General features: G+C 33.6%; 20 protein-coding genes and 2 tRNA genes. 9 read left to right on the forward strand and 13 right to left on the reverse strand.

Going from position 1 to position 26747, the window contains the following annotated elements; genetic code table 11:
* Nucleotides 1-18: 18 nt before the first annotated feature.
* From nagB to KLA_RS00980, 9 genes are all read right to left on the reverse strand, one after another.
* Nucleotides 19-1947, reverse strand: a complete 1929-nt coding sequence (gene nagB, locus KLA_RS00940; protein WP_034642958.1) for a glucosamine-6-phosphate deaminase — start codon at nucleotides 1945-1947, stop codon at nucleotides 19-21.
* A gap of 391 nt (nucleotides 1948-2338) precedes the next feature.
* Complete coding sequence (locus KLA_RS00945) at nucleotides 2339-3199, reverse strand: outer membrane beta-barrel protein (protein ID WP_034642961.1); 861 nt, start codon at nucleotides 3197-3199, stop codon at nucleotides 2339-2341.
* Nucleotides 3200-3482: 283 nt separating this feature from the next.
* A tRNA-Val gene (locus tag KLA_RS00950) sits at nucleotides 3483-3557 on the reverse strand.
* Between the two features lie 89 nt (nucleotides 3558-3646).
* Nucleotides 3647-4858 carry a bifunctional folylpolyglutamate synthase/dihydrofolate synthase gene (locus KLA_RS00955; RefSeq protein WP_034642964.1) on the reverse strand — a complete coding sequence of 404 codons (1212 nt, stop codon included), beginning with the start codon at nucleotides 4856-4858 and terminating at the stop codon, nucleotides 3647-3649.
* 54 nt (nucleotides 4859-4912) lie between these two features.
* Nucleotides 4913-5824, reverse strand: coding sequence for an energy transducer TonB (locus tag KLA_RS00960; protein ID WP_034642967.1), 912 nt, complete (start codon nucleotides 5822-5824; stop codon nucleotides 4913-4915).
* Nucleotides 5824-6210 carry an ExbD/TolR family protein gene (locus KLA_RS00965; protein ID WP_034642970.1) on the reverse strand — a complete coding sequence of 129 codons (387 nt, stop codon included), beginning with the start codon at nucleotides 6208-6210 and terminating at the stop codon, nucleotides 5824-5826. The genes KLA_RS00960 and KLA_RS00965 overlap by 1 nt, the downstream gene beginning before the upstream one ends.
* 11 nt (nucleotides 6211-6221) lie before the next feature.
* On the reverse strand, nucleotides 6222-6914 hold the full coding sequence (locus tag KLA_RS00970) for a MotA/TolQ/ExbB proton channel family protein (protein WP_013621606.1): 693 nt from the start codon (nucleotides 6912-6914) through the stop codon (nucleotides 6222-6224).
* A 50-nt stretch (nucleotides 6915-6964) separates the two neighbouring features.
* A complete protein-coding gene (gene nhaD / locus KLA_RS00975; protein WP_013621605.1) occupies nucleotides 6965-8299 on the reverse strand; it encodes a sodium:proton antiporter NhaD in 1335 nt (444 codons plus the stop codon).
* A 21-nt stretch (nucleotides 8300-8320) separates the two neighbouring features.
* Nucleotides 8321-9547: a Glu/Leu/Phe/Val dehydrogenase dimerization domain-containing protein gene (locus tag KLA_RS00980; RefSeq protein ID WP_034642972.1), complete on the reverse strand. Its 1227-nt coding sequence runs from the start codon at nucleotides 9545-9547 to the stop codon at nucleotides 8321-8323.
* Nucleotides 9548-9851: 304 nt separating this feature from the next.
* Here KLA_RS00980 and KLA_RS00985 point away from each other — a divergent pair, with 304 nt between their 5' ends.
* The 9 genes from KLA_RS00985 (at nucleotide 9852) to KLA_RS01025 (ending at nucleotide 22559) form a co-directional block, all read left to right on the forward strand.
* On the forward strand, nucleotides 9852-10994 hold the full coding sequence (locus KLA_RS00985; protein WP_013621603.1) for an acyl-CoA dehydrogenase: 1143 nt from the start codon (nucleotides 9852-9854) through the stop codon (nucleotides 10992-10994).
* A 235-nt stretch (nucleotides 10995-11229) separates the two neighbouring features.
* On the forward strand, nucleotides 11230-15741 hold the full coding sequence (gene gltB, locus KLA_RS00990) for a glutamate synthase large subunit (protein ID WP_013621602.1): 4512 nt from the start codon (nucleotides 11230-11232) through the stop codon (nucleotides 15739-15741).
* 6 nt (nucleotides 15742-15747) lie between these two features.
* Nucleotides 15748-17214, forward strand: coding sequence for a glutamate synthase subunit beta (locus KLA_RS00995; protein ID WP_013621601.1), 1467 nt, complete (start codon nucleotides 15748-15750; stop codon nucleotides 17212-17214).
* Between the two features lie 68 nt (nucleotides 17215-17282).
* Nucleotides 17283-17474: a cold-shock protein gene (locus KLA_RS01000; RefSeq protein ID WP_013621600.1), complete on the forward strand. Its 192-nt coding sequence runs from the start codon at nucleotides 17283-17285 to the stop codon at nucleotides 17472-17474.
* A gap of 163 nt (nucleotides 17475-17637) precedes the next feature.
* Nucleotides 17638-18297 carry a ribulose-phosphate 3-epimerase gene (rpe, locus tag KLA_RS01005; RefSeq protein WP_013621599.1) on the forward strand — a complete coding sequence of 220 codons (660 nt, stop codon included), beginning with the start codon at nucleotides 17638-17640 and terminating at the stop codon, nucleotides 18295-18297.
* Nucleotides 18297-19262, forward strand: a complete 966-nt coding sequence (locus KLA_RS01010; protein ID WP_034642976.1) for a YpdA family putative bacillithiol disulfide reductase — start codon at nucleotides 18297-18299, stop codon at nucleotides 19260-19262. The genes rpe and KLA_RS01010 overlap by 1 nt, the downstream gene beginning before the upstream one ends.
* 170 nt (nucleotides 19263-19432) lie before the next feature.
* Entirely contained in the window at nucleotides 19433-21427 is a 1995-nt protein-coding gene (locus tag KLA_RS01015; RefSeq protein ID WP_034642979.1) for an ATP-binding protein, read from the forward strand.
* The gene (locus KLA_RS01020; protein ID WP_013621596.1) at nucleotides 21414-22061 is read left to right on the forward strand and encodes a LuxR C-terminal-related transcriptional regulator; all 648 of its coding nucleotides are present in this window, start codon (nucleotides 21414-21416) and stop codon (nucleotides 22059-22061) included. The genes KLA_RS01015 and KLA_RS01020 overlap by 14 nt, the downstream gene beginning before the upstream one ends.
* Nucleotides 22062-22166: 105 nt before the next feature.
* Complete coding sequence (locus KLA_RS01025) at nucleotides 22167-22559, forward strand: hypothetical protein (protein ID WP_013621595.1); 393 nt, start codon at nucleotides 22167-22169, stop codon at nucleotides 22557-22559.
* 163 nt (nucleotides 22560-22722) lie between these two features.
* On the opposite strand, the gene KLA_RS01030 is transcribed toward KLA_RS01025, so the two are convergent.
* From KLA_RS01030 to ftsA, 4 genes are all read right to left on the reverse strand, one after another.
* Nucleotides 22723-22796 (reverse strand) — tRNA-Arg (locus KLA_RS01030).
* Between the two features lie 21 nt (nucleotides 22797-22817).
* Nucleotides 22818-23267: a GatB/YqeY domain-containing protein gene (locus KLA_RS01035; protein ID WP_034642981.1), complete on the reverse strand. Its 450-nt coding sequence runs from the start codon at nucleotides 23265-23267 to the stop codon at nucleotides 22818-22820.
* Nucleotides 23268-23365: 98 nt separating this feature from the next.
* Nucleotides 23366-25339, reverse strand: coding sequence for a cell division protein FtsZ (gene ftsZ / locus KLA_RS01040; RefSeq protein WP_013621593.1), 1974 nt, complete (start codon nucleotides 25337-25339; stop codon nucleotides 23366-23368).
* A 46-nt stretch (nucleotides 25340-25385) separates the two neighbouring features.
* The gene (ftsA, locus tag KLA_RS01045; protein ID WP_013621592.1) at nucleotides 25386-26744 is read right to left on the reverse strand and encodes a cell division protein FtsA; all 1359 of its coding nucleotides are present in this window, start codon (nucleotides 26742-26744) and stop codon (nucleotides 25386-25388) included.
* Nucleotides 26745-26747 lie beyond the last annotated feature (3 nt).

Here is a 26747-nt window from a genome sequence, read left to right on the forward strand (position 1 = left end):
TTTTATAGTTTTTATATTTTAAAAACGCCACCTTACAAATGCTTCCATAGCAGCATAACGTGCCATACCTAGTTGGTCATAAATATCTGCCGTTTCTTTATTACGGTCTTCTGCTCTTTGCCAAAACTCACGGCTATCTGAACCCTGAAAAACTACTCCATCTTTTTGAGATTGGTGCTTAAAAATACCACGTCTCTTTTCTAATACCTGGTCTGGACCCATTGGTACTGCCATTTCAATTTCATCTATCCCCCACTCTTGCCAAGCTCCTCTGTACAACCAAACCCAACAAGTGCTCATAAAAGGTTCTGCTTTTAACCTTTTAACTGCTTCAAAAATAGCATCTAAACACACCTTGTGTGTGCCGTGAGGATCTGCCAAATCTCCTGCTGCGTAAATTTGATGTGGTTTTATTTGTGCTATTAAATCTACCGTTAACTCTATATCTTCTTCTCCTACAGGATTTTTCTCTATTGCTCCTGTTTCATAAAATGGAAGATTCATAAAATGAATTTGATCATCATTTAAACCTACAAAATGACTTGTAGACCTTGCTTCTCCTTTTCTTATCAACCCTTTTATATAACGTACTTCTTCAATATCTACTTCACTAGCTTTTTTATTGGCTAAAAACTTGGCTGCTTTTGCAAAAATACTCTTTGCTGTATCGTCATCAATACCAAACTTCTCATTATAATCACAAACAAAACTAGCAAAACGCAAAGCCTCATCATCTGCAACAGCAATATTACCAGAGGTTTGGTAAGCAACATGCACATCATGGCCTTGTTCTACCAATCGTTTAAAAGTACCTCCCATACTAATAATATCATCATCTGGGTGCGGACTAAAAATTAATACTCGTTTTTTTTCTGGGGTAGCACGCTCTGGCCTGTTACTATCATCTGCATTAGGCTTTCCTCCTGGCCAACCTGTAATTGTACTTTGTAGCTTATTAAATATTTTTATATTAATGTCGTAAGCCGGACCAGAATCTGCCAATAAATCACTCATCCCGTTTTCTATATAATCGGCATCGGTAAGCATTAAAACAGGCTTGTTTAAGCGCAATGCTAAGCCCAATACTGCTTTACGTATAAGCTTGTCTGTCCACGCTACTTTTTCTACTAGCCAAGGAGTATTAATTCTTTTTAATTTTGATGCTGATTCTTTATCTAATACAAATACTGCATTATTATGTTCTTGTAAAAATGATGCTGGTACTTTATTGGTAACCTCTCCTTCTACAGATTGTGCTATTATGTTAGATTTACCCTCTCCCCAAGCCATAAGAATTACTCTTTTGGCTTCCATTATTTTTTTAACTCCTAATGTAATTGCTGTTCTTGGTGTATTACTTAAACCTCCAAAATCTTTACTAGCAGCTACTCTGGTTATATGATCTAAGGCTACCAGTCTTGTTTTAGAGTTTTGTAATGAACCAGATTCATTAAATCCAATGTGTCCGTTACCTCCAATACCCAAAATTTGCAAATCTAAACCGCCAGCTGCTTCAATTTTAGATTCATAATCATTACAATATTTAGATATGTTAGCTTTTGCTAATGTACCATCTGGAATATGATAGTTTTCTGGTAAAATATCTACTTGGTCTAAAAGTAACTCTTTCATAAACCTAACGTAGCTGTGTATAGAGTCGGGCTCCATTGGGTAGTACTCATCTAAATTAAATGTAACTACATTTTTAAAACTTAAGCCTTCTTCTTTATGTAGCCTAACCAATTCTGCATACAATCCCTTTGGTGTAGACCCTGTAGCTAAACCTAAAACACAAGGTTTGTTATCTTTTTGCTTTTCCTTAATAAGCTGGGCTATTTCTTGGGCTACTGCCTTAGATGCTGTTGTTGAGTTTTTAAAAACAACGGTATTTATGTTTTCAAATCTTTTTTCAAAACCTGTGGCCTTATCAATCTTACTTTTCAACATGTTCTCACAATTTATTTTGGGGTTAATTAAATCAAAGATTAAAAGTCTTTTTGTATAATTTGATAGTTTTTAGACTAACACCATGTTTGGTACAGTATAGGTTAAAAAACATCTAGTAAAAGACCATAATTTTTATTGCTAGTAAAACAAATTGAGGCCTATTACTTAGTAGAACCTAAATAATGTTCTGAAAACAATAAGCCAACTAAGGTATAATTAACTATGCTAGAAGCAAAGTATATTTAACATACTAATAAAGAATTAACAATAAATTAAGACACTACGTAATACATTTACATAAAACGTAAGTTTATATTTATTAAACACAAAAAAAGCTCCTAAAATGCGAAATACATTTTAGGAGCTTTTAGTAATGTGCAAAAAGTACTACTTATTGTTTAGCAGCCTTTTTAAACTTGTATGTTACACCTACATTAATTCCAAAAGAAGAATAAGGCACTTTTTGAGATAATTTTTTAGATGGGTCAGTATTATCGTTTGGTAACTCATCTACATAGTTAGTTTTCTTATTGTAACCTGCAGGTAAGTTGTCTAGAGTATAAACACTTTCTGCAACCATATTACCGTCTGGAGTAAAAAGATTTGTATTGAATTCTTGTAATTCTGAATCTTTACGTTTTAAGCTAATACCGTAATACTCGGCTTCTACATAAATACTAAAGTTGTTATCTATAGGGAATTTATATCCTAAAGCACCAACAAAGCCTAATGGAAACTTACCGTGAAAATCTTCTGTATAGTTAGTTTCTGAATAAGAACCTTCTGGAAGATTATATGGTTCTCTCTCTGCCTCAGACATTAATGTACTACTAAAAACTACAGCTTCTGTTTTACCTGCAATTTTTAATAATGCACCTGCACGACCATAAAAGTTATCTGTAAATTTGTAAGCTACAGCAACAGTAGCACCATAAGCTCTACCTCTTGCAATTGCATCTACATCTACTCCAGGTACAGTTGTTTTATTTATTGTATGGTCTACACCATTTAAGTAACCAACACCAACATCTAAACCAACTTTTTCATTAAAAAAATAAGTTCCTCTTAGTTGAAAGTTTACACCCTCTCCATAACTACCATAAGTATTCTCTACACTTGTTGTTGTTGTTTCTGTTCCTAATTTCATCTCAGCGCTTCCAATTGCATATCCAGTACCTGCCGAAATTTCAAATTGAGCATAAGACATAGTACTAATTAAAATACCGACTAATAATATTACTCTTTGTTTCAAAATATTTAGTTTTAAGTTAATATAACGTAAAGGTAGAAAAAAGGAAAATTAAGAACACGTGAATTGCTGTAATTTCTGACGTTTAACACTAATATTGCAGAAATGATAATTTATTATTTAAATTACAGAATAATAATAAACACAACTACTAACAAGCTTAATTATACCTAAATTTATTAAGATATATTGTAGTTTCAGTATAAGATTGTATAACAAGAAGTTTACTTACAAAACGATACAAAATAAAAAAGCTTCCGATAAAAATCGGAAGCTTTTGTTACTGTGGGCCCTACTGGATTCGAACCAGTGACCCCCTGCTTGTAAGGCAGGTGCTCTGAACCAACTGAGCTAAGAGCCCTCATTCACAATTTAGAAATTTGTTTTCCGTATTGCGAGTGCAAATATATAACTGTTTTTCGTTTCCCGCAAATAAAAAATGAAAAAAAATTAAACTATTTCTGCAACAACAAAAGTACTGCCGCCAACGTAAATTAAATCTTCTTTTTTGGCTAAAGATTTTGCTTTTTTAAGTGCTTCTTTTACAGATGAATAAGCATCTCCCTGTAATAAAAAGCTACTTGCCTTAGCTTTTAACTCAGCTGCATTTAACCCTCTTTCTATTTTTGGACAGCAGAAAAAATATTTTGCATTTTTAGGAAAAAGAGGCAAAATAGCATCTAAATTCTTATCCTTAACAACTCCTAACACAATAAAAAGCGACTTATAAGTTTGCTGATTTAGTTGTTCTATAGTTAAACTTAGACCTTCTTTATTATGTGCCGTGTCACAAATTACTTTAGGATGGTCTTGTAATTGTTGCCACCTACCCATTAATCCGGTATTTTCTACAACACGTAATAAGCCTTTTTCTATTGCTTTATCATTAATTACAAATTCTTTTAATTGTTGCAAAACCGCAACTACTCCTTTTATATTTTTTTGTTGATAATTACCAAGTAAAGATGTTTTATAAGTTTTTACAGAAGTAGAATCTGCAAAAATTATAGGCGCATTTTTTAAAGCAGCCATTGTATTAAATATTGGAGCAGTCTCTGTTTGGTACTCACTAACAACAACAGAAACACCTTCCTTAATAATACCCGCTTTTTCTGCTGCTATTTTCTCTAGAGTATCACCCAACAAATCTGTATGATCTAATCCAATATTTGTAATTAAAGATATTTCTGGTGTTATGATGTTAGTAGAATCTAATCTCCCACCCAAACCAACTTCTATTATTGCTATATCTACCTCTTCATTGGCAAAATATTTAAATGCCATAGCTACTGTCATTTCAAAAAAAGACAATTTATGATCTTTAAAAAAAGACATATTATCTTTTACAAAACTAATAACAGTATTCTCTGGAATTTTACTGCCATTAATTCTTATGCGCTCTCTAAAATCTTTTAAATGCGGAGAAGTATACAAACCAACTTTGTAGCCAGCCTCTTGCAAAATAGACGCTAACATATGACTACTAGAGCCTTTACCATTAGTACCAGCTACGTGTATACTTTTAAACTGTTGTTCTGGAGATCCTAAAGCTTTAGAAAATAGCTTTATATTATCTAACTTACCATTAAACGCAGATTTTCCTTTGTTTTGGTATATTGGAAGTTGAGCAAACATCCAATCTAACGTTTGGCTATATGTCATTAAAGTTTATTAAATTGAGTAAATAAGGAGTAAAATTAAAGTAATTTTAGATAATTACTCTCCTAATTTAAAGTTTACAACAACAAATCCTATTTGTCTGCTTGGTGCATTAGCATCTAAGTTCCACTTATGTAAACGTGCAGTTGCCTCTGCAGGCTTTAGTAAACAAGGATGATTGTTTGTAGTACCTTTTACACCTGGTGTTGCAGATAGCACCTTACCATTACGGTCTACTACTATTTTAACAACTACCCTACCTTCTTCATTACAGTCTTGTTTTACCTTACCTTTAGCAAGTAATTTTCTTCCAGAAAGACCATAACCAGAACCACCATTTCCTGACCCTGGAGCACCATAATAGCTAGTTGCATAAGGGTTTCCTTGCGGATTACCTTTATCACCTGCCTTATTATCATCTCCTTCACCACCTTTTGCAGTACCGTCAGATTTTGCTAGGCCGCCAAAAAGGTTATCTACCTTATCTCTTTTAGCCTGTTCTGCTTTACGTTTGCGTTCTGCCTCTGCCTTTTCTGCAGCAATACGTTCTTGCTCTTTACGCTCTGCATCTGCTTTTGCTTTTTTTGCTGCAGCATCTGCCTTGCGTTTAGCTTCTTGCTTTTGTTTTATTAAAATTGATTCTTCATTATCTTGAGTAACCAATTTTTCTGCAGCCTTTTCTTGTGCAGACTCCTGTTGTACTTGAGGCTCTGCAACTGGCTTAACTTCTTCTTGTTGTTCTTCAACAACTTCTTTAGTTGTTTTAATTGGCTCAGATTTTATTTTCTCCTTTGGCTGTACATTCCCCTTTCCAAAGTCCATCTGACCAAAATTTACGGCAATACCCTTTTCTTCTGGAGGATCCATATAAGTTAATCCAACATAAAAAAGCAACAACAAGAGTACGCTTAGCAACAACGTTGTAAGCGTAAAAGATTTTTTCTTGTGTTTGGTATCTAAGAACGACATTATTTGGCTCGCACAGCTAAGATTACCTTATAATTATTTTTATTAGCAATATCCATAACGTTTACTGCTTCTTTTACAGGCACTGTTTCTTCTGCCCTTAAAATAATTGTTGGTTTTTCTTGACCTTCTAGTGCTTTCTTTAATTCAATTTCTATATACTTCCCGTTTATTTTTTCATTATTCACAAAATACTCTAAGTTTTTATTAATACTTACAGATACATTTTGTGTGTTGGTTGACTTCCCTTTTGCCTTAGGGAGCAACAGATCTAGTGCATTTGGTGCATTTGAAGTTAGCATAAAAAACACCAACAATAAAAACACGATGTCCGTCATAGACGACATACTAAAGTCTGGACTTACTTTATTTCTTCCTTTTAATTTCATCTAAAGGAATTTTAAAGTGGTTCGTTTAATAAATCTAAAAAGTCTACTGCATTAGCCTCCATAGCGTGCACAACTTTACCTGTTCTGTTTACAAGGTGGTTGTACCCAATATATGCAATAATACCTACAACTAAACCAGCCACTGTGGTTGTCATTGCTGTATAAATACCTGAAGCTAAAGAACCCATTTCTGCTTGTCCGCCTGCAGATGCCATTTCATGAAATGCCAAAATCATACCAATTACGGTTCCTAAGAAACCAATCATTGGAGCTGCACCAGCAACAGTTGCCAAAACGCTTACATTTTTTTCTAATTTGTAAACTTCTAAGGTGCCCGCATTTTCTATAGCTGTATTAATATCATCTAAAGGCTTTCCTATTCTAGAAACACCTTTTTCTGTTAGTCTAGCTACCGGAGAATCTGTTTGCGCACATAACATACGAGCAGCCTCTAGCTTGCCATTTGTTACGTGATCTTTAATCTGATTCATAAAATTTTTATCAATTTTAGAAGCAGCCTTTATTGCAAAGATTCTTTCAAAATAAATATATAGAGCAACAAATAAAAGAATTCCTAAAATTGCTATAATAATAATGCTTCCTGCACCACCATTTACAATTAAATCTATTACTGATAGTGTTTTTTCTTCGGATACACTTTCTCCCATTACTACCTCATTAGCAGCATCTTGAAACAATAACATATATTTTCCAGTATTTAAGTTGCTCTTATAACGCTATTTTGTAAATAAAATTATACGTTTAATATAAAATCTCTAATTAAAATAAAAGATCCTGCACCTGCTAAAAACCCTACTAGAGCTAACCAAGTGATTTTCTTTAAATACCAAAAGAAATCTATTTTTTCCATACCCATTGCAACTACACCAGCGGCAGAACCAATAATTAACATACTACCACCTGTACCTGCAGAATATGCAATAAAGTGCCATAATGGATCATCCATACCTTGTGGGAACATACCAATACTTGCTGCTACTAAAGGAACGTTATCTATAACTGCAGAACCTGCACCTAATAACATTACTACAAAATCTGAATTTGGAATTGCAGCATTTAAGTTTTCTGCAAAGTGGAATAACATACCTAAAGATTCTAATGCTGCAACAGCTAATAAAATACCTAAGAAAAATAAGATACTTGGTAACTCTATCTTAGATAAAGAATGATGAACTGGACTATGGTGAGAAGCTGCTTCACTTTCTCCGTCTACATTAGAAATACTAAATTTAGAATTACTGTATATTTCTGCAAAAGTTGCAACTACCGCTAAAGACAACATCATACCTACGTATGGTGGTAAGTGTGTAATAGTTTTAAAGAAAGGAACAAAAACAATAGCTCCTAAACCTAAATACAACATTGTAGATCCAAATTTAGATTTCTTTTCACTAGCTGTTTCTTCAACCTCTTCTATATTACCCTGAAAAGCCTTAAATCTACTTGCTATAAGTGTTGGTACAACCATACATACTACAGATGGTACAAATACGTGCTCTACTAATTGTGCTGCAGAAACTTTATCTGCAATCCAAAGCATTGTTGTTGTTACATCTCCAATAGGAGACCAAGCTCCACCTGCATTTGCAGCAACAATAATCATCCCAGCAAACCACAAACGAGTTTCTCTGTTTCTAATTACTTTTTGTAAAATTGTTATTAATACAATAGTAGCTGTTAGGTTATCTATAATTGCTGATAAGATAAAAGCAAGAATGGAGAACAACCATAATAATTTACGTTTACTTCTAGTTTTTATAAATCCTTTAATAGTAGCAAAACCATTAAAGTAATCTATAATTTCTACTATAGTCATTGCTCCTAGTAAAAAGACCAATATTTCTGCCGTTTTCCCTAAGTGATGTAGTAGAATTTCATCTACGTGGCTTGGCGCTAATTCTCGCAAAGCAGCATCTACTTCAAAAACTGGCATATGAGCTAAAGCTATTACTGCCCATAACAATGCCATCATTGCAAGTGCAGGTATTAACTTATCTATTTTAAGATTGTGCTCTAAGGTTATTGCTAAATAACCAACAAAAAAAATAATTATTATAATGGTCTCCATTCTTCTTCTTCTTAGTTTAGTTTATATTAATTGTTTTAATGCTATCTCAAAAGCTGTTTTACTTAACTGCTTTTTTGAAGCGTTATTTTTATATACATTTTGCATTGCCTTTTTAATGGTTTCAGAAGTATCTTTAAAAACCAACTCATCATTCATTTCTACTCTTCTTTCCATAAAGTAAGCAAATACTCTTGCCATACCACAGTTAGATATAAAATCTGGAATTAAACTTACGCGTTCATCTGTATATTCCATTATAGGACCAAAGAAAATTTCTTTATCTGCAAATGGTACATTAGCCCCGCATGTAATAACTTCTAGGCCTGTATCTATTAACTGTGTTATTTGTTCTTTGGTTATTAGTCTAGATGCGGCACAAGGTGCAAATATTTCCGCTTCTAAACCCCAAATTTGTTTATTAATTTCTTCAAACGGAATCATATTATCCGCTACAAGAGTATTTCCGTTTTTATTAAGGTAAAGCTCTTTTACTTCTTCAAAAGAAAAGCCTTCTTTATTAATTATTCCGCCATCACGGTCTATAATACCTACTATTTTAGCTCCCATTTGACTTAGGTAATATGCTGCTGCTGCACCAACATTACCAAAACCTTGTACTATTGCCCTTTTACCTTCTACAGTACCGCCGTAAATATCATAATAGTGTTTGGCTGCTTCTGCTACACCAAAACCTGTAATCATATCTGCCACTGTATACTTACGTTCTACAGAAGGAGAATAGGTATTACTTTCTATTACTTTTATAACCCCTAAACGCAATTGTCCAATACGGTTAATTTTATCTGCTTCTGTAGGTTTAAAATGTCCGTTAAAAACCCCTTCTTGTGGGTGCCACACTCCAGCATCTTCGGTAATAGGAATAACCTCGTGTATTTCATCAACATTTAAATCGCCACCAGTACCGTAATAACTTTTTAATAATGGTGCAACGGCATTGTACCAACGTTTTAAAACTCCTTTTTTTCTTGGGTCACTTGGATCAAAATTAATTCCTGATTTAGCACCACCAATTGCTGGCCCAGAAACCGTAAATTTAACTTCCATTGTTTTAGCTAAAGAAAGAACCTCGTTCATATCTAATCCTTTACGCATTCTTGTACCACCACCAGCAGCACCACCACGCAAAGAATTTATAACTGTCCACCCTTCGGCTTCAGTCTCAGAATCTTTCCAATTAAAAACAATTTCAGGTTGTTTATCCTCGTATTTTTGTAGTAAATCTTTCATTTTAAATTGATTGTAAATTATGTAACATTCTTATTGCATTGCTATTGTTGTTAAAAATATCCCTCCCAAACGGGAGTTACTGCTGTCTCATAATTTTAATATTAAATCAATTACTAAAAGTTCAATTCAACAAATATAAAAATATTGCGGCATTTTTAAACTTTTAACAACCATAGAATGATTAATTTTTCATTAATTTTACGTTGAACAGTACTAAAACATAGAGAAAGAGAATGCTATGTTGTTGAATATATCACAATATAGACCTATATTTGTACACATAAATTAACATTATCGCAATAAGATGGACTTTAAGTTAACAGAAGAACAATTAATGATTCAACAAGCAGCAAGAGATTTTGCTCAAAATGAATTATTACCAGAAGTAATTGAAAGAGATGACGCCCAAAGGTTTCCTAAGGAAGAGGTAAAAAAAATGGGCGAACTAGGCTTTTTAGGAATGATGGTTGACTCCAAATATGGAGGAAGCGGCCTAGATACACTTTCTTATGTACTAGTAATGGAAGAATTGTCTAAAGTAGATGCTTCTTGCTCTGTAATTGTTTCTGTAAACAACTCTTTAGTTTGTTGGGGATTAGAAACATTTGGTACAGAAGAACAAAAGCAAAAATATTTAACACGTTTAACAACAGGAGAAAGTATTGGTGCTTTTTGCTTATCTGAACCTGAAGCTGGTAGTGATGCTACTTCTCAAAAAACAACAGCTATAGATAAAGGAGACCACTACGTTTTAAACGGTACTAAAAACTGGATTACTAACGGTAGCTCTGCGGATATTTATTTAGTAATTGCACAAACAGATATAGAAAAAGGACACAAAGGAATTAATGCTCTTATTGTTGAAAAAGGTGCAGAAGGTTTTGAAATTGGGCCAAAAGAAAATAAACTAGGTATTAGAGGTAGTGATACACATTCTTTAATTTTTAACGATGTAAAAGTACCTAAAGAAAATAGAATTGGAGAAGATGGTTTTGGTTTTAAATTTGCCATGAAAACGCTTTCTGGCGGAAGAATTGGTATTGCTGCACAAGCATTAGGTATTGCTGCAGGCGCTTATGAATTAGCATTAAAATACTCTAAACAAAGAAAAGCATTTGGTACCGAGATTGCTAACCACCAAGCTATTGCTTTTAAATTAGCAGATATGCACACTTCTATTGAGGCCGCAAGAATGTTAGTTTACAAAGCTGCAATGGATAAAGACAATCATGAGAACTATGATTTATCCGGTGCTATGGCCAAATTATATGCATCTAAAGTTGCTATGGATGTTGCTGTAGAAGCTGTACAAATACACGGTGGCAACGGTTTTGTTAAAGATTACCACGTAGAGCGTTTAATGAGAGATGCTAAAATTACACAGATTTACGAAGGTACTTCTGAAATACAAAAAATTGTAATTTCTAGAAGTATTTTAAGAGATTAACTTAAAATAATATTTTGTTTTAATACAAATGCTGTACAATAATTATTGTGCAGCATTTTTTTATGCAAAATCCATAAATTAACATTATGAATTTGATAATTTACACACCCTTTAAAATTAAAAATTTCATTTAATTTATCAATACACTGAAAATGCTGAATTAATTTCTCGGTTATCAATAATTCTTTAAAGATAATTTAACAATTATAATATATTTGAAGAAATGTGATAATTTATGAAGCTGAAAAAACAAGGGTTATACCTACCGGATTTTGAACATGACAACTGTGGAGCAGGTTTTATCTGTAGCTTAAAAGGAAAAAAGTCTAACGACATAATACATAAAGCCTTAGAAATACTAGATAAACTAGAACACCGTGGAGCGGTTAGTTCTGATGGCAAAACAGGAGATGGGGCTGGTATACTAATAGATATACCACATGATTATTTTACAGAAGTATGTGATTTTAACTTACCAGAACCTGGTGAGTATGCAGTTGCAAACATTTTTTTACCGCAAAAACAAAATCAAAGAGATTTTTGTATTTCTGTCTTTGAAGAAAACATAAAAAAACAAGGGTTAAAATTACTTGGCTGGAGAGATGCACCTGTAAACAAAAATGTTCCTGGCCGTATTGCTATGGAAACAGAGCCTTTTGTTAAGCAAATATTTATAGCAAAAGAAGACAGCTCACAAGATTATGCTACTTTTAATCTTAAACTATACATTGCTCGTAAAGTTACAGAGCATACAATTTTAAGTTCTAAATTGTCTGAAAGTGGCTTTTTCTATGTACCAAGCTTATCTACCAAAATTATTATTTTTAAAGGACTATTAATGCCACAAGACATTAAATTTTACTTTAAAGATTTAATGGATCCAAGAGTTGTTACTAGACTAGCATTAGTACACCAACGTTTTTCTACCAACACTTTCCCTACTTGGGATCTTGCACAACCATTTAGGTACATGTGCCACAACGGAGAAATAAATACCTTGCGTGGTAATGTTTCTAGAATGCGCTCTAGAGAAGAGTTATTAAAAAGTGATTTATTTGGAGATGAAATAAAAAATATACTACCTATAATATTACCTGGCAAATCTGACTCCGCAACTATGGATATGGTTGTAGAACTGTTATTAATGACAGGCAGATCTCTACCAGAAGTAATGATGATTATGGTGCCAGAAGCATGGGAAAAAAACCCAGACATGTCTCCTGCTAAAAGAGCATTTTACGAGTACAACTCTTGCATGATGGAACCTTGGGACGGACCTGCATCTGTACCATTTACAGACGGCAACTACATTGGTGCCGTTTTAGACCGTAATGGATTAAGACCTTCTAGATATTCTGTAACCAAAGATGGTTACGTAATTATGTCATCAGAAACTGGTGTAGTAGATATAGAACCAGAAAACATTGAGTTTCACGGCCGTTTAGAGCCTGGAAAAATGTTTTTAGTTAATATGGAAGAAGGCCGTATAGTTAATGATGAAGAAATAAAAGAAAAAATTGCTCAATTAAAGCCTTACCAAAAGTGGTTAGATAATAATTTGGTGCATTTAAAAGACATTCCTTATAACGACTGTCCTTTATTTTTAGGAGAAGAAAGTTTAGAAAAAAGAAAATCTCTTTTTGGCTATACTTTAGAAGACATAAATACCATTATACTACCAATGGGCAAAACAGCAAAAGAACCTATTGGATCCATGGGGTCTGATACACCAATTGCTGTTTTATCAGAAAAACCACAACTTATATACAACTACTTTAAGCAATTATTTGCCCAAGTAACAAACCCTCCATTAGATGGTATTAGGGAAGAGCTAATTACAGATATTAGCTTAACTCTTGGTAGTGATCATAATATTTTTGATTTTTCAGAATTGCATTGCCGCAAACTTAAAATTCAAAATCCTGTAATATCTAAAGAAGATTTAGATAAGATTAAAAACTATGATGCTAGTCCAGATTACAAAGTAACATCTATTCCTATTTTATACAAAATAGCACGTGGGCACAATGCTTTAGAAGAAGCATTAGCTAGCATACTAGACCAAGCCTCTAAAGCAATAGATAACGGAACTAACATAATTATTTTATCAGACAGAAATGTAGATAAAGACAACGCACCTATACCTGCTTTGCTGGCTTTATCTTTTGTAAATAGCGGACTTCAAAAACTAGGAAAAAGATCTAAGCTAAGTATTATTATTGAGTCTGCAGAACCTAGAGAAGTGCATCATTTTGCATTATTGTTTGGTTACGGAGCAAGTGCAGTAAACCCATATTTGGTAAACGAAATTATTGCTGAGCAAATAGAAGAAAATGACATTACAGACATTACTTTTGATGAGGCAATTAAAAATTACAACAAAGGTATTGGCAAGGGAGTTTTAAAAGTGATGAACAAAATAGGCATCTCTACATTAAACTCCTACAGAGGTTCGCAATTATTTGAGTGTATTGGTATAAACACCAAGGTTGTAGATAAATATTTTCCAAATACCCCTACAAGAATTCAAGGTATTGGCTTGTATCAAATTGAAAAAGAAATATCTAAAAGACACCAAAAAGCGTTTAACACTAAAGAAGTTGCTGCTAGTTTAGAGCTAGAAATGGGTGGCGCATATAGGTGGCGTAGAGACGGAGAAAAACACTTATTTAACCCCCTTACTATTGCTAAACTTCAAAAATCTGTTCGTAACAACGAGCCAGAAACTTACAAAGAATACTCTAAGCTTATTAACGAGCAGTCTAAACATTTAATGACCATTAGAGGTTTATTTGAATTCTCTAACTACGATCCAATTCCTATTGAAGAAGTAGAGCCATGGACAGATATTGTAAAACGATTTAAAACGGGTGCAATGTCTTACGGATCTATAAGCAAAGAAGCTCATGAAAATTTAGCTATTGCCATGAACCGTATAGGTGGTAAAAGCAACTCAGGAGAAGGTGGTGAAGATGCAGAACGTTTTTACAAAAATGAAACTGGAGATTGGAAAAACAGTGCCATTAAGCAAGTAGCTTCAGGTAGGTTTGGTGTTACATCTAACTACTTATCAAGCGCAAAAGAAATACAAATAAAAATGGCTCAAGGAGCCAAACCTGGAGAAGGCGGACAATTGCCTGGACCAAAAGTAAATCCGTCTATTGCAAAAACAAGAAATTCTACTCCATATGTAGGACTTATTTCCCCTCCTCCACATCATGATATTTACTCAATTGAAGATTTATCTCAATTAATATACGATTTAAAATCTGCCAATAGAGAGGCAAGAATAAATGTAAAATTAGTATCAGAAGTTGGTGTAGGCACTGTAGCCGCAGGTGTTGCTAAGGCTAAAGCAGATGTTATATTAGTTTCTGGCCACGACGGTGGTACAGGAGCATCTCCGCTTACCTCATTAAAACACGCTGGTTTACCTTGGGAACTTGGTATTGCAGAAGCACAGCAAACCTTAGTTATGAATGATCTTAGAAACAGGGTTGTTGTAGAATGTGACGGACAATTAAAAACAGGTCGTGATGTTGCCATAGCTTGTTTACTTGGAGCAGAAGAATTTGGTTTTGCAACCGCACCATTAGTAGCTTCTGGTTGTATTATGATGCGTGTTTGTCACCTAAACACTTGCCCTGTTGGTATTGCTACTCAAAACCCTGAGTTGCGTAAAAAGTTTAAAGGAAAACCAGAACACGTAGTTAACTACATGTACTTTATTGCTCAAGAATTAAGAGAAATAATGGCGCAATTAGGGTTTAGAACGGTTAACGAAATGGTTGGTCAAGTTCAAAAATTAGATAGAAAGAAAGCTATAGAACATTATAAAGCAGAAGGAATAGATCTTACTCCAATATTACACCAAGTAAGTGTTCCTAAAGAAACCAAACTATACAATACTCAAAAACAAGAGCACGACATTTACAAATCTATTGAGTTTAAAATCATAGAAAAAGCGCATCCATCTTTATTTAGAAAAGAGAAACTAACCTTAGATTTCCCTATTAAAAATACAGACAGAGCAGTTGGCGCTATAATAAGTAATGAAATTTCTAAGACCTATGGTGCAAAAGGCTTACCTATAAACACGCTACGTTTAAACTTTACTGGCTCTGCCGGACAAAGTTTTGGAGCCTTTGCAACCAGAGGTTTAACTATGACTGTTAATGGTAATACAAATGACTATTTAGGAAAAGGTCTTTCTGGAGGTAAACTAGTAATAAAAGTTCCAGAAGGCGCCACTATTATACCAGAAGAAAATGTTATAACTGGTAATGTTACCTTATACGGTGCTACAGCTGGTAGAGCATATATTAATGGTAAGGCAGGTGAGCGTTTTTGTGTACGTAACTCTGGAGCAAAAACCGTGGTAGAAGGAATTGGAGATCACGGTTGTGAATATATGACTGGCGGTGTTGCTGTAATTTTAGGTGAAGTAGGCCGTAATTTTGGAGCAGGTATGAGTGGTGGTATTGCCTATGTTTTAGACCCGAATAAAACATTTGAAAAAAACTGCAACAAAGAGTCTCTTAATTTACTACCTGTAGAAGAAGCTAATGACATTGCAGAGTTAAAAGACCTTATAGAGAGTCATTACAACTACACTATGAGTCCTTTAGCACAACGTCTATTAGAAAACTGGGAAAACAGCCTACCAATGTTTGTAAAAGTATTCCCTGAAGAATACAGACAAGCACTAAAAAGATTAGAAGAAGAACAAAAAGCTAGCATAATATAAAGCACTATGGGAAAAATAACTGGATTTTTAGAGTTCGAAAGAAAAATAGAAGACTATGCTCCTGTAGAAGAGCGCATAAAAAATTATAAAGAGTTTACACAACCACTAAAAGAAACTGAATTAAAAAATCAAGGTGCACGTTGTATGGATTGCGGAGTTCCGTTTTGCCATAGCGGATGCCCTTTAGGAAATTTAATTCCAGATTTTAATGATGCTGTATACAAAGGCAAATGGGAAAAAGCAGCAACCATACTACATTCTACTAACAATTTTCCTGAATTTACAGGCAGATTATGCCCTGCTCCTTGTGAAGAAGCCTGTGTACTAGGCATTAATGAAGATCCTGTATCTATAGAAAATATAGAGAAAAACATTGTAGAAACTGCATTTTCTAAAGGATGGATAACAGCACAACCTCCTAAAACAAGAACTGGTAAAACAGTTGCTGTTATAGGTTCTGGGCCAGCTGGTTTAGCTACTGCACAACAATTAAACAGAGCCGGACATCTAGTTACTGTTTTTGAGCGTGATGCAAAAGTTGGAGGATTATTACGTTATGGTATTCCAGATTTTAAAATGGAAAAAAACGTAATAGACCGAAGATTAGAAGTTCTTAAAGAGGAAGGAATAATTTTTAAGACTAACACACATATAGGAGTAGATATAGATGCTAACACACTAAAAGAAGATTTTGACGCCGTAGTACTTTCTGGTGGGGCAACAGTACGCAGAAATTTACCTATTAAAGGAGCAGATTTAAAAGGGGTTGTACAAGCAATGGACTTTTTAAAGCAAAACAACAAACGTGTAGATGGTATTACAGATCTAGGAGAAGAAATAAAGGCTACCAACAAAGATGTTATTGTTATTGGTGGTGGTGATACCGGGTCTGACTGTATAGGAACATCTATACGCCACGGAGCAAACTCTGTATCTAATTTTGAAATTATGAGTAAAGCAACTCCAGAAAGACCAGCAGACCAACCTTGGCCGTTTTGGCCAATGCGTTTGCGCACAAGTTCTTCTCATAAAGAAGGGGCAGAACGCTTTTTTAGCATATCTACCAAAGAATTTATTGGAGATGAAAAAGGAAACTTAAAAGGGCTTATAACCGCAGAAGTAGAGTGGATAAAAACACCTGGACAAAGACCTACATTAAAAGAAGTTCCTGGAACAGAAAAAGAATGGAAATGTGAGCTAGTATTACTTGCAATGGGTTTTACAGGGTCAGAAATGACTGTAGCTCAGCAATTAGGCTTAGAAGCCGACTCTAGAACAAATATTAAAGCATCTGCAAAAAACTATATGACCAATGTACCCGGTGTTTTTGTTGCAGGAGACCAAAGAAGAGGTCAGTCATTAATTGTATGGGCCATCTCTGAAGGCAGACAGGCAGCGCATCACGTAGATGTTTACTTAACAGGAAGCTCTACTTTACCACTAAAAGGAGAAGGAGATTTACCTAGAGTTTAGAAAAAAAAATAAAAAACGCTTTGTATTGATATTATACTATCTTTGCACTTTAAATTAAAAATAAAATTATGAGTAACGGTACAGTAAAATTTTTTAACGACTCTAAAGGTTTCGGTTTTATCACTCCAGATGATGGTGGTAAAGACGTTTTTGTTCACATTAGTGGATTAACACACGAAATAGCTGAAGGAGACAAAGTTAGTTATGACGTTGAAGAAGGAAAAAAAGGACCTAATGCAGTAAACGTTGAAGTCCTTTAATATATAAAGAATTTAACTTATTACATGCAAAGCCTGTTGTTAAAAACAACAGGCTTTTTTGTTTTTTACAAGCATCAATCTTAAACAAATTATAAAGGTTAATTTCCACTATTTCAATTTATATCAAATGCGTACTTTTGTACAAATATCAATCTAAAATAAAATGAGCAACAATAAAATTGCACCCTCTTTATTAGCAGCAGACTTTGGAAACCTACAGAGAGATGTAGAAATGGTAAACAACAGCGAGGCAGATTGGCACCATATAGACATTATGGACGGCGTTTTTGTTCCTAACATATCTTACGGTATGCCTGTGTTAAAAAGTATTGCACAGCACGCAACAAAAACATTAGATGTGCATTTAATGATTGTAGACCCAGACAGGTATATAAAAACCTTTGCTGAGTTAGGTGCAAACGTATTATCTGTACACTATGAAGCTTGCACACATTTACACAGAACTTTACAAGCTATTAAAGCAGAAGGAATGATGGCTGGCGTTGCTTTAAATCCACATACTAACGTAAACCTTTTAGAAGACATTATTAACGATATTGATGTTGTATGTCTAATGAGCGTTAATCCTGGTTTTGGCGGGCAATCTTTTATTGAAAACACATACAATAAAGTAAAAGCTTTAAAAGAACTAATTACTAAAAATAATGCAACTACACTTATAGAGATCGACGGCGGAGTTACCTCTAAAAATGCAAAAGCATTAGTAGATGCAGGTGCAGATGTGCTTGTTGCGGGTAGTTTTGTTTTTAAAAGTGACAACCCAACTGATACAATTAAAAACTTAAAAGAAATTATAGGCTAGTGAATTTATTAGATGTTGTAATTATTGGTGGCGGTCCAATTGGTATTGCCTGTGGGTTAGAAGCTAAAAAAAATGGGCTTTCTTATCTTATTATAGAAAAGGGATGTATTGTAAATTCACTTTACAATTATCCTGCTAAAATGCAATTTTTTTCATCATCAGAAAAACTAGAAATAGACAACATTCCTTTTATAAGTAATGAAGCCAAACCCAAAAAGGAGGAAGCTTTAGAATATTACAGAAGAATTGTGAGTAGTAACAACCTAAGCATTAATTTGTTTGAAAAGGTAATTAGTGTTACTAAAAATACCACAACATATACCTTAGAAACCAGTAAGCAAACTTACAACACTACAAACGTTATAATTGCTACTGGTTTTTATGATATACCAAACAAATTAAATATACCCGGAGAGAACTTACCAAAAGTAAGTCATTACTACAATAATCCTCATTTTTTTTCTAAACAAAAATTAGCGGTTGTAGGAGCAAGTAACTCATCTATAGATGCTGCATTAGAATGTTGGCGTAAAGGCGCAGAAGTTACTTTAATAATTAGAGGATCTGAAGTTGGTAAACGTGTAAAATATTGGGTACGTCCAGACATTATTAACCGTATAGAGGAAGGTAGTATAAAAGTTATATACAGTGCTAATATTACAGAAATTAAAGAAAGAGAGCTTGTTATAAAAACAGCTAACGAAACTATAGTATTAGAAAACGATTATGTTTTAGCTTTAACAGGCTACAGACCTAATTTTGAATTTTTAACCAAAATGGGAATTACTTTATCTAATGATGATAAAAAAATTCCGACTCACAATACACACACAATGGAAACCAACTTAAACAATGTTTTTTTGGCAGGCGTAATTTGCGGAGGTATGGAAACACATAAATGGTTTATAGAAAATTCTAGAATTCACGCTAAAAAAATAATAAGTACTATCTTAAAAAAGAAATAATAATTATATTACACTGTTTTCAGGGATATGCGTTTCACTAACTTACGGGTTTTTTAAACAAACAATTATCACAAACTTTGCTAACAACACCAAAACAAACAGTTAACGCATTTTTTTAAATCTTAAAATGGTTTAAAACACAATATGCAATTACATAAATTATTATTTTTTTGACTACCACCAAATCTACATACCACCTACAAGAGCACATTAAATTTAAACACATTTTAGTTTTTCTTTTAATTGGAGTTTTTCAGTTTGCAAATGCTCAAGAAGCAGATAGCATCAAAAAAGAAGAGGATGACACTCCTTTTTTCTCATTCTCTTGGTCACAAATTGAATTAGACGAAACTCTACAACCCTATTACAAAGCTCTTAAAAAAGCAGAATTTGGAGCACAACGCTTTTCAATTTTTGACCAGTTAATAGAAAAACATGCCTATAAAGCAAATACAGATTCTGTTTTACATTATGGCAATTTATATGTCCAGGAATTAGGCAATTGGGATAAACCCGAAAAAGAAAAGAAATATTTGTTTGCAAAGGCATATTATTTTATGTCTTTAGGCAGTTCTTTAAACGGACTTGTAGATAAATCTATTGAGTGGAATATAAAGGGACTACAAGAAGCCGAAGCAATTAACGACTCTGAATATATGTACTTGCACAATGTGAGTCTTGCAAAAAATTACATAGCCCAAAACAGTATAGATAAAGCCATTAGCTTACTTAAAGAAAGTATTTCCGCATATGGAAAACAACAGCCAGCTACCACAAATAAAGCATTAATGCAATTAGGTAATGCATATTCACAAAAAAAAGAATATGATAAAGCTAAAGAATATTACAACTCTTCTTTAGAGCTTTCTAAACAGCTTAAAGATCTGGAAATGGAGCTAGATGTTAGACTAGAGCTAGCTAAACTAATAGAAATAAACAATGACTACCCTACAGCACTACAGCAATATGCACAAATAAGCAATCAAGCAAAAGCAAACGAATACAACGCTATTTATTACAAAGGAGCGCTACTCGTTGCCAAATTATATTACAAGCAAGAATACTATGACATTGCAAATATAGGTCTTACAACAGCTTATATTAATGCTATAGATCATGAAAATTTAGAATTTCAAAAGCAAATTTTAACCATACAAGCAAAAAGCTACTACAAACAGGAAAGCTATAAAAATGCTTACGCTATAATGACGCAACTCTTTAGTGTTTTAAATCAAATTAAAGCAAAACAACAAAGAGAAATAATAAAAGAACTTGAAATACAGTATGAAACTATAAAAAAAGAACAAGCTATATCTGATTTAAAAGAAGATCAAATTAAACAGCAAGCCGAATTAGATAGGCAAAAAACCATTAAAGCTGCTTTTTTAATTGGATTTTTAGTGATTCTTATCCCTGTCATTGCTTTGCTATATACTTACTACCAAAAAATGCAAGCACAGAGCGAGCTGGCTAAAAAAAATGAAGAAATTAATAGTCAAAAAGTAGCCGCACTTAAACAAGAACAAGAATTAAAATTAATAAAGGCCGCTATTGAAGGTCAGGATGAAGAGCGCAAACGTATTGCTCAAGAATTACATGACAGTATTGGTGGCAACTTAGCCGGCATAAAATTGCAATTAGCAAGTGTAAAAGAAAAAACCCAAACACTAAACACAATTTCAGGTCAGTTAGATGAAACCTATCAATTAGTTAGAGACATTTCTCACACCCTAATTCCTAAAAAGTTTAGACAAGATGATTTTACGCAGCTTATAAAAGAATATACTAAATCTATCACAAGCACTGGCAAACTAAATGTAGAGTTTCACCCTCACCCAGAGGATAAAATAAACACTCTTAATGAAATTGTTAAAATGGAGTTGTTTAAAATTATCCAAGAGTTAATGACCAACACCTTAAAACATGCAAAAGCATCTACTACTGATATTCATTTAAATTATTTTGAAGATAGCATTACTTTACTTTTTGAAGATAACGGAAAAGGTTTTGACACTAGTAAAAACGGAGAAGGTATTGGATTTAAAAACATTAAAAGCAGAATAGAAAAACTAAACGGTACGCTACACGTAGACTCAGCAATTAACAGAGGTACTGTAGTATCTATAGAAATACCAATTAAAAACACAACCAATGACAACATATAACCTTATTATTGCAGATGACCACAAAATGTTTATTGATGGTCTAATGAGTATTTTAAATGATGCACCTGAGTTTAATGTAATTTTAACAGCCAAAAACGGAGCACAAGTTGTAAAGTACTTAGACATTAATGGCGCAGCAGACATACATTTACTAATTACAGACTTAACTATGCCAGAAGTTGATGGCATTGAACTTAACAACATAGTTAAGGAACGTTTTACTAGCCTAAAAACTTTAGTTGTAAGTATGCATATTGATGGAACTATGATTGACACGTTGATAAGAAATAATGTAGATGGATATGTACCTAAAAATGCTGAAAAAGAAGAATTACTAGAAGCTATTAGAAGCATTGTAAAGGGTGAAAAATATTTCTCTTCAGAAATTAAAAAAGCATACACAGATGCTATGTTTGCTAGTAAAAAGGAAAAAGAAATTTCTTTAACCAATAGGGAAAAAGAAGTTTTGAAACTAATTGCAGAAGAATATACCACACAAGAAATTGCAGACGAGTTATTTTTAAGCAAACACACTATAGAGAGCTACCGTAAAAATTTAATTTCTAAGCTAAACGTAAAAAACTTAGCCGGACTAACCAAACACGCAATAAAAATAGGCCTTCTAGACGATTAACAAATCTACACCCCTGTTTTCAGGGTGTGTATTTTCACTTATTTAGGCGTATTCTTAGGCCTGTAATAGCTTCATCTTTGTAGTGTATTTAAAAAGCACTCAATTATGAAAACTAAATTATTTGTATCAGTATTAGCAACAGCATCATTATTTTTATCTTGCAGTAACGATAAAAAATCTGCAAACCAAGCAAAAACAAATGCAGATATTAAGTCGGACATTATTATTGAAAACACAAAAATAAGAACAGGTATTTCTGCTGTAGACGAAGAACGTTCTTTTATAATAGTAACAGGAAAATCTTTATTAGAAGGTACTGCAACTGTAAAAACTACCAATATTAAAGGTGAAGAAATACACTGCGAAACGTTTCCTGCGAAAAAATTAATAGACCAAGAATACAAAACAGCCAACTCTACATTAAAAGAATCTCATATTATGGAAAATGTACAAAACTATTTTGAAGTTAACCATAGTAGAGACTTGGCTAAATCATAAAAAAACATACTAGACACCAACCAGAAAACCACGCAAGTTGCGTGGTTTTTACATTATATATGCTTTATAAAATTTATCTAAAAGCTCCGCTTTTAAAGCAAAGAATCCAAAATTGAAAACACAAGTAAACTTAATTTTCAATTTTGGATTCTTTGTTTATTCGTGACCCCGGAGGGACTCAAACCCCCAACCCTCAGAGCCGAAATCTGATGCGCTATTCAGTTGCGCCACGGGGCCTTTTATTAGCCTATAAAAAAATTAAGCTAATTTACTTTTTACTATAGTAGAAATTGTTTTACCATCTGCTTTACCTGCCAACTGAGAAGATACCATACCCATAACTTTGCCCATATCTTTCATACCTTCTGCTCCTGTTTTTGCTATTACACTTTCTACAACCTTAGCTATATCATCTTCTGACATTTGCTCTGGTAAAAATTGTGCAATTACTTCTGCCTGTGCTAACTCTGGAGCTGCCAAATCCTCTCTTCCTTGTTCTTTATAAATAGCTGCACTGTCTTTACGTTGCTTAACTAATTTTTGTACAATTTTTATTTCTTCTTCTTCAGTTAATTCTGTTTTTGCTCCTGACTCTGTTTGCGCCATTAACAAAACAGATTTTATAGCCCTTAATGACTCTAAAGCAACGCTATCTTTAGCTTTCATAGCTGTTTTCATTGCCGTCATTACATCTTGTTGTAAGCTCATAATTTATAATTTTTAGGAACACGAAGATAAAAAAATAAACCCGAAAACAATTATTGCTTTCGGGTTTATACACTAAATTATATAGTTTAAAAACTACATTAATCTACATTATCATGTAAAAAAGAATTATTAGAACGTAATTGAATATCGTCTCCGTCTTCACTTAACGTTGTTCTAGAAATTCTGTTTTCAGGGTTGTTCTGATTTAAATCTACACCCTGACGTAAATAAGCTGGTTTTTTCTCCATATCATTTACGGTATTAATATTGTTTTTAAACTTATGGTTAAAGTCTTTTAATTTCCTTCTACGCTCATCTGCTCTGTTTCTTAACAAATCTTCAATAGGGGTATTCATTGGATCTACCTCTATTTCTTTTTCTTCTGGAGCAGGTGCTGGAGCCGGTGTTGGTGCCTGAGTTGCTTTTGGCGCAACTGTCTTTTTCTCAAAAGCTAACTCTTCATCAATAATTTTAGGCTCTGCCTTTTCTGCTTTAGATTTAGCTCCTGTAAGCTCTTTTTCTAACTCCATATAGTCATCTAAACTATATCTTTTTTCTCCTTCTTTATTATACTCTAAAACAGGAACAACCTCTACATGATCTTTTACATCCATATTATTTACATCTTCATCATCTAAACTAAATGTAATAGTATGTTCTTGCTCTTCCTCTTCTACTTTCTGTTCTTTACGAGGAATATCAAAACTAAATGCAAACTGATCTTCTTCTTGAACAACTTTAACTTCCTCTGCATCTACAACGTCAAAATTTCTAACGTCTACAATAACAAAATCATCTTCTTTAGGAGTTTCTGCAACTACTTCATCATAAAAAACATTAAAATTCTTTATAAAATTTGTTGTAGGTATTAAATCCATTTCTGGTTTTTCATCCTCAAAAAGCGTGTGTTTAATTACTTCTGGTTCTTCTGGAGCAACCTCTTTTTTAACAGGAGTAGTTTCTGGCTCTACAACTTCATAAACAACATTTGCATTATTTGGTGTTAAGTTATGAGTAGCCTTCTGCTCGTCTTCTAGAGTATGAATTATTTTTTTAGATTCTGTATTTACAATATCATCTTGCTGATCTACATTAAAACCCGTAGCTATAACAGTAACTGCTATTGCATCACCTAAATTTTCATCTTCACCAACACCCATAATAATGTTAGCTCCGTGTCCTGCCTCAGTTTGTATATGATCGTTAATTTCACCTATTTCATCAATAGTAATTTCCTGAGCACCTGAAACTATTAACAACAATACGTTTTTAGCACCAGCTATTTTATTATCATTTAATAATGGCGAGTCTAAAGCTTTCATAATAGCCTCTTGCGCTCTAGAAGAGCCAGATGCATTTGCTGAACCCATTATTGCAGTACCACTGTTTGATAATACTGTTTTAGCGTCACGTAAATCTATGTTTTGTGTATAGTGATGAGTTATAACCTCTGCTATACCACGAGCAGCAGTTGCTAATACTTCATCTGCTTTAGAGAAACCGGCTTTAAAGCCTAAATTACCGTATACTTCTCTAAGTTTATTATTATTAATAACAATTAATGAGTCTACATTAGCACGAAGTTTTTCTATACCAGTCTGAGCTTGCTGGCATCTCATTTTTCCTTCGAACTGAAAAGGCATTGTAACAATACCCACTGTAAGGATATCCATACCTTTTGCTTGCTTAGCTATTATTGGGGCAGCACCTGTACCTGTACCACCACCCATACCAGCAGTAATAAATACCATTTTAGTATTAGAATCTAACATACTTTTTATGTCTTCCATACTTTCAATGGCAGCTTGCTCACCAACTTCTGGGTTGGCACCCGCACCTAAACCTTCTGTTAAGGTAACACCTAATCTTATTTTATTAGGCACTGTACTGTTTTCTAATGCTTGTGAGTCTGTATTACAAACAATAAAATCTACACCATTTATTCCGGCTTGGAACATGTGATTTATTGCGTTACTACCACCGCCACCAACACCAATGACTTTTATTACGTTACTTTGATTTTTAGGCAAATCAAAAGAGATATTACTTTCTAATTCAGTGTTCTTGCTCATACTGTTATTTTACTGAGTTATTTTTTTCAATTTTTCTATTTATGCGTTACTCTGCATTATCTAAAAAGTCTTTCAACTTATCAGACCATTTTTCAAAAATGGATTTACGTTCTGGTTTCACTTCTTTTTTGGTTGATGTGGTATTTGGTTCTTCTGTTTGGAAACCTTCTTCTGTTTGATTATTTTCTACTATTGCTTCTTTTTCTGCTTGGGCTTCCTCTAATGCTATTTCTTTATTTTTAGCATTGGTCTCTATTGCATTCATTAACAAACCTACGCCTGTTGCATAAAGCGGACTTGCTATATCTTGAGTAGAATCTCCTGCCAAATGTTCATTAGGATACCCTATTCTGGTATCCATACCGGTTATATACTCTACTAATTGCTTTAAGTGTTTTAACTGGCTACCACCACCTGTTAATACAATACCTCCAATTAGCTTCTTTTTTTGATCTTCGTGTCCGTAATTTTTAATCTCCATATATACCTGCTCAATTATTTCTACAACACGAGCATGTATAATTTTAGAAAGATTTTTAAGTGTAATTTCTTTAGGCTCTCTACCTCGTAATCCTGGTATAGAAACTATTTCATTATCCTTATTTTCTCCTGGCCAAGCAGACCCAAATTTAATTTTTAATAGTTCGGCTTGCTTTTCAATAATAGAACAGCCTTCTTTTATATCTTCTGTAATTACATTACCTCCAAAAGGAATTACTGCAGTGTGCCTAATGATACCATCTTTAAAAATAGCAACATCTGTTGTACCACCTCCTATATCTATTAATGCAATACCTGCTTCTTTTTCTTCCTGGCTTAGTACAGCATTTGCAGATGCCAAAGGCTCTAACGTTATGCTACCTAAGTCTAAACCTGCACTTTTAATACATCTACCAACATTTTTAATAGATGATACTTGCCCAACTACCACATGGAAATTAGCTTCTAACCTACCACCATACATACCAATTGGCTCTTTAATTTCTGCCTGCCCATCTACCTTATATTCTTGTGGTAACACATGAATAATTTCTTCTCCAGGAAGCATAATTAGCTTATAAACCTGATTTACAAGTATATCTACATCATCTTCATTAATAACCTGCTCAGAGTCTGGTCTTGTAATATAGTCACTATGCTGTAAGCTACGTATGTGCTGCCCAGCAATACCAACTACAACAGAACTAATTTTTAAGCCAGAGGTAGCCTCTGCTTCTTCTACAGCCTGTTGTATAGATTTTATAGTTTGCGTAATATTATTTACCACGCCTCTATGTACACCAAGGCTTTTAGATTTACCAATACCTAAAACTTCAATTTTACCGTACTCGTTTTCCTTACCAATTATGGCAACAATTTTTGTTGTTCCTATGTCTAATCCTACTGAATATTTACCTGGCTCCATAAC

The sequence above is a fragment of the Cellulophaga geojensis KL-A genome (genome assembly GCF_000568425.1).
In the GTDB taxonomy this organism is placed as follows: Bacteria; Bacteroidota; Bacteroidia; order Flavobacteriales; family Flavobacteriaceae; genus Cellulophaga; species Cellulophaga lytica.

Coding starts and splice junctions, on each gene's coding strand:
- KLA_RS00995 (WP_013621601.1), top strand. CDS start 15,748: ATGGGAAAAATAACTGGATTTTTAGAGTTCGAAAGAAAAATAGAAGAC.
- rpe (WP_013621599.1), top strand. CDS start 17,638: ATGAGCAACAATAAAATTGCACCCTCTTTATTAGCAGCAGACTTTGGA.
- KLA_RS00980 (WP_034642972.1), bottom strand. CDS start 9,547: ATGAAAGATTTACTACAAAAATACGAGGATAAACAACCTGAAATTGTT.
- ftsA (WP_013621592.1), bottom strand. CDS start 26,744: ATGGAGCCAGGTAAATATTCAGTAGGATTAGACATAGGAACAACAAAA.
- KLA_RS01025 (WP_013621595.1), top strand. CDS start 22,167: ATGAAAACTAAATTATTTGTATCAGTATTAGCAACAGCATCATTATTT.
- KLA_RS00985 (WP_013621603.1), top strand. CDS start 9,852: ATGGACTTTAAGTTAACAGAAGAACAATTAATGATTCAACAAGCAGCA.
- KLA_RS00965 (WP_034642970.1), bottom strand. CDS start 6,210: ATGAAATTAAAAGGAAGAAATAAAGTAAGTCCAGACTTTAGTATGTCG.
- gltB (WP_013621602.1), top strand. CDS start 11,230: ATGAAGCTGAAAAAACAAGGGTTATACCTACCGGATTTTGAACATGAC.
- KLA_RS01020 (WP_013621596.1), top strand. CDS start 21,414: ATGACAACATATAACCTTATTATTGCAGATGACCACAAAATGTTTATT.
- KLA_RS01035 (WP_034642981.1), bottom strand. CDS start 23,267: ATGAGCTTACAACAAGATGTAATGACGGCAATGAAAACAGCTATGAAA.
- KLA_RS00955 (WP_034642964.1), bottom strand. CDS start 4,858: ATGACATATAGCCAAACGTTAGATTGGATGTTTGCTCAACTTCCAATA.
- KLA_RS00970 (WP_013621606.1), bottom strand. CDS start 6,914: ATGTTATTGTTTCAAGATGCTGCTAATGAGGTAGTAATGGGAGAAAGT.
- KLA_RS01000 (WP_013621600.1), top strand. CDS start 17,283: ATGAGTAACGGTACAGTAAAATTTTTTAACGACTCTAAAGGTTTCGGT.
- nhaD (WP_013621605.1), bottom strand. CDS start 8,299: ATGGAGACCATTATAATAATTATTTTTTTTGTTGGTTATTTAGCAATA.
- nagB (WP_034642958.1), bottom strand. CDS start 1,947: ATGTTGAAAAGTAAGATTGATAAGGCCACAGGTTTTGAAAAAAGATTT.
- ftsZ (WP_013621593.1), bottom strand. CDS start 25,339: ATGAGCAAGAACACTGAATTAGAAAGTAATATCTCTTTTGATTTGCCT.
- KLA_RS00960 (WP_034642967.1), bottom strand. CDS start 5,824: ATGTCGTTCTTAGATACCAAACACAAGAAAAAATCTTTTACGCTTACA.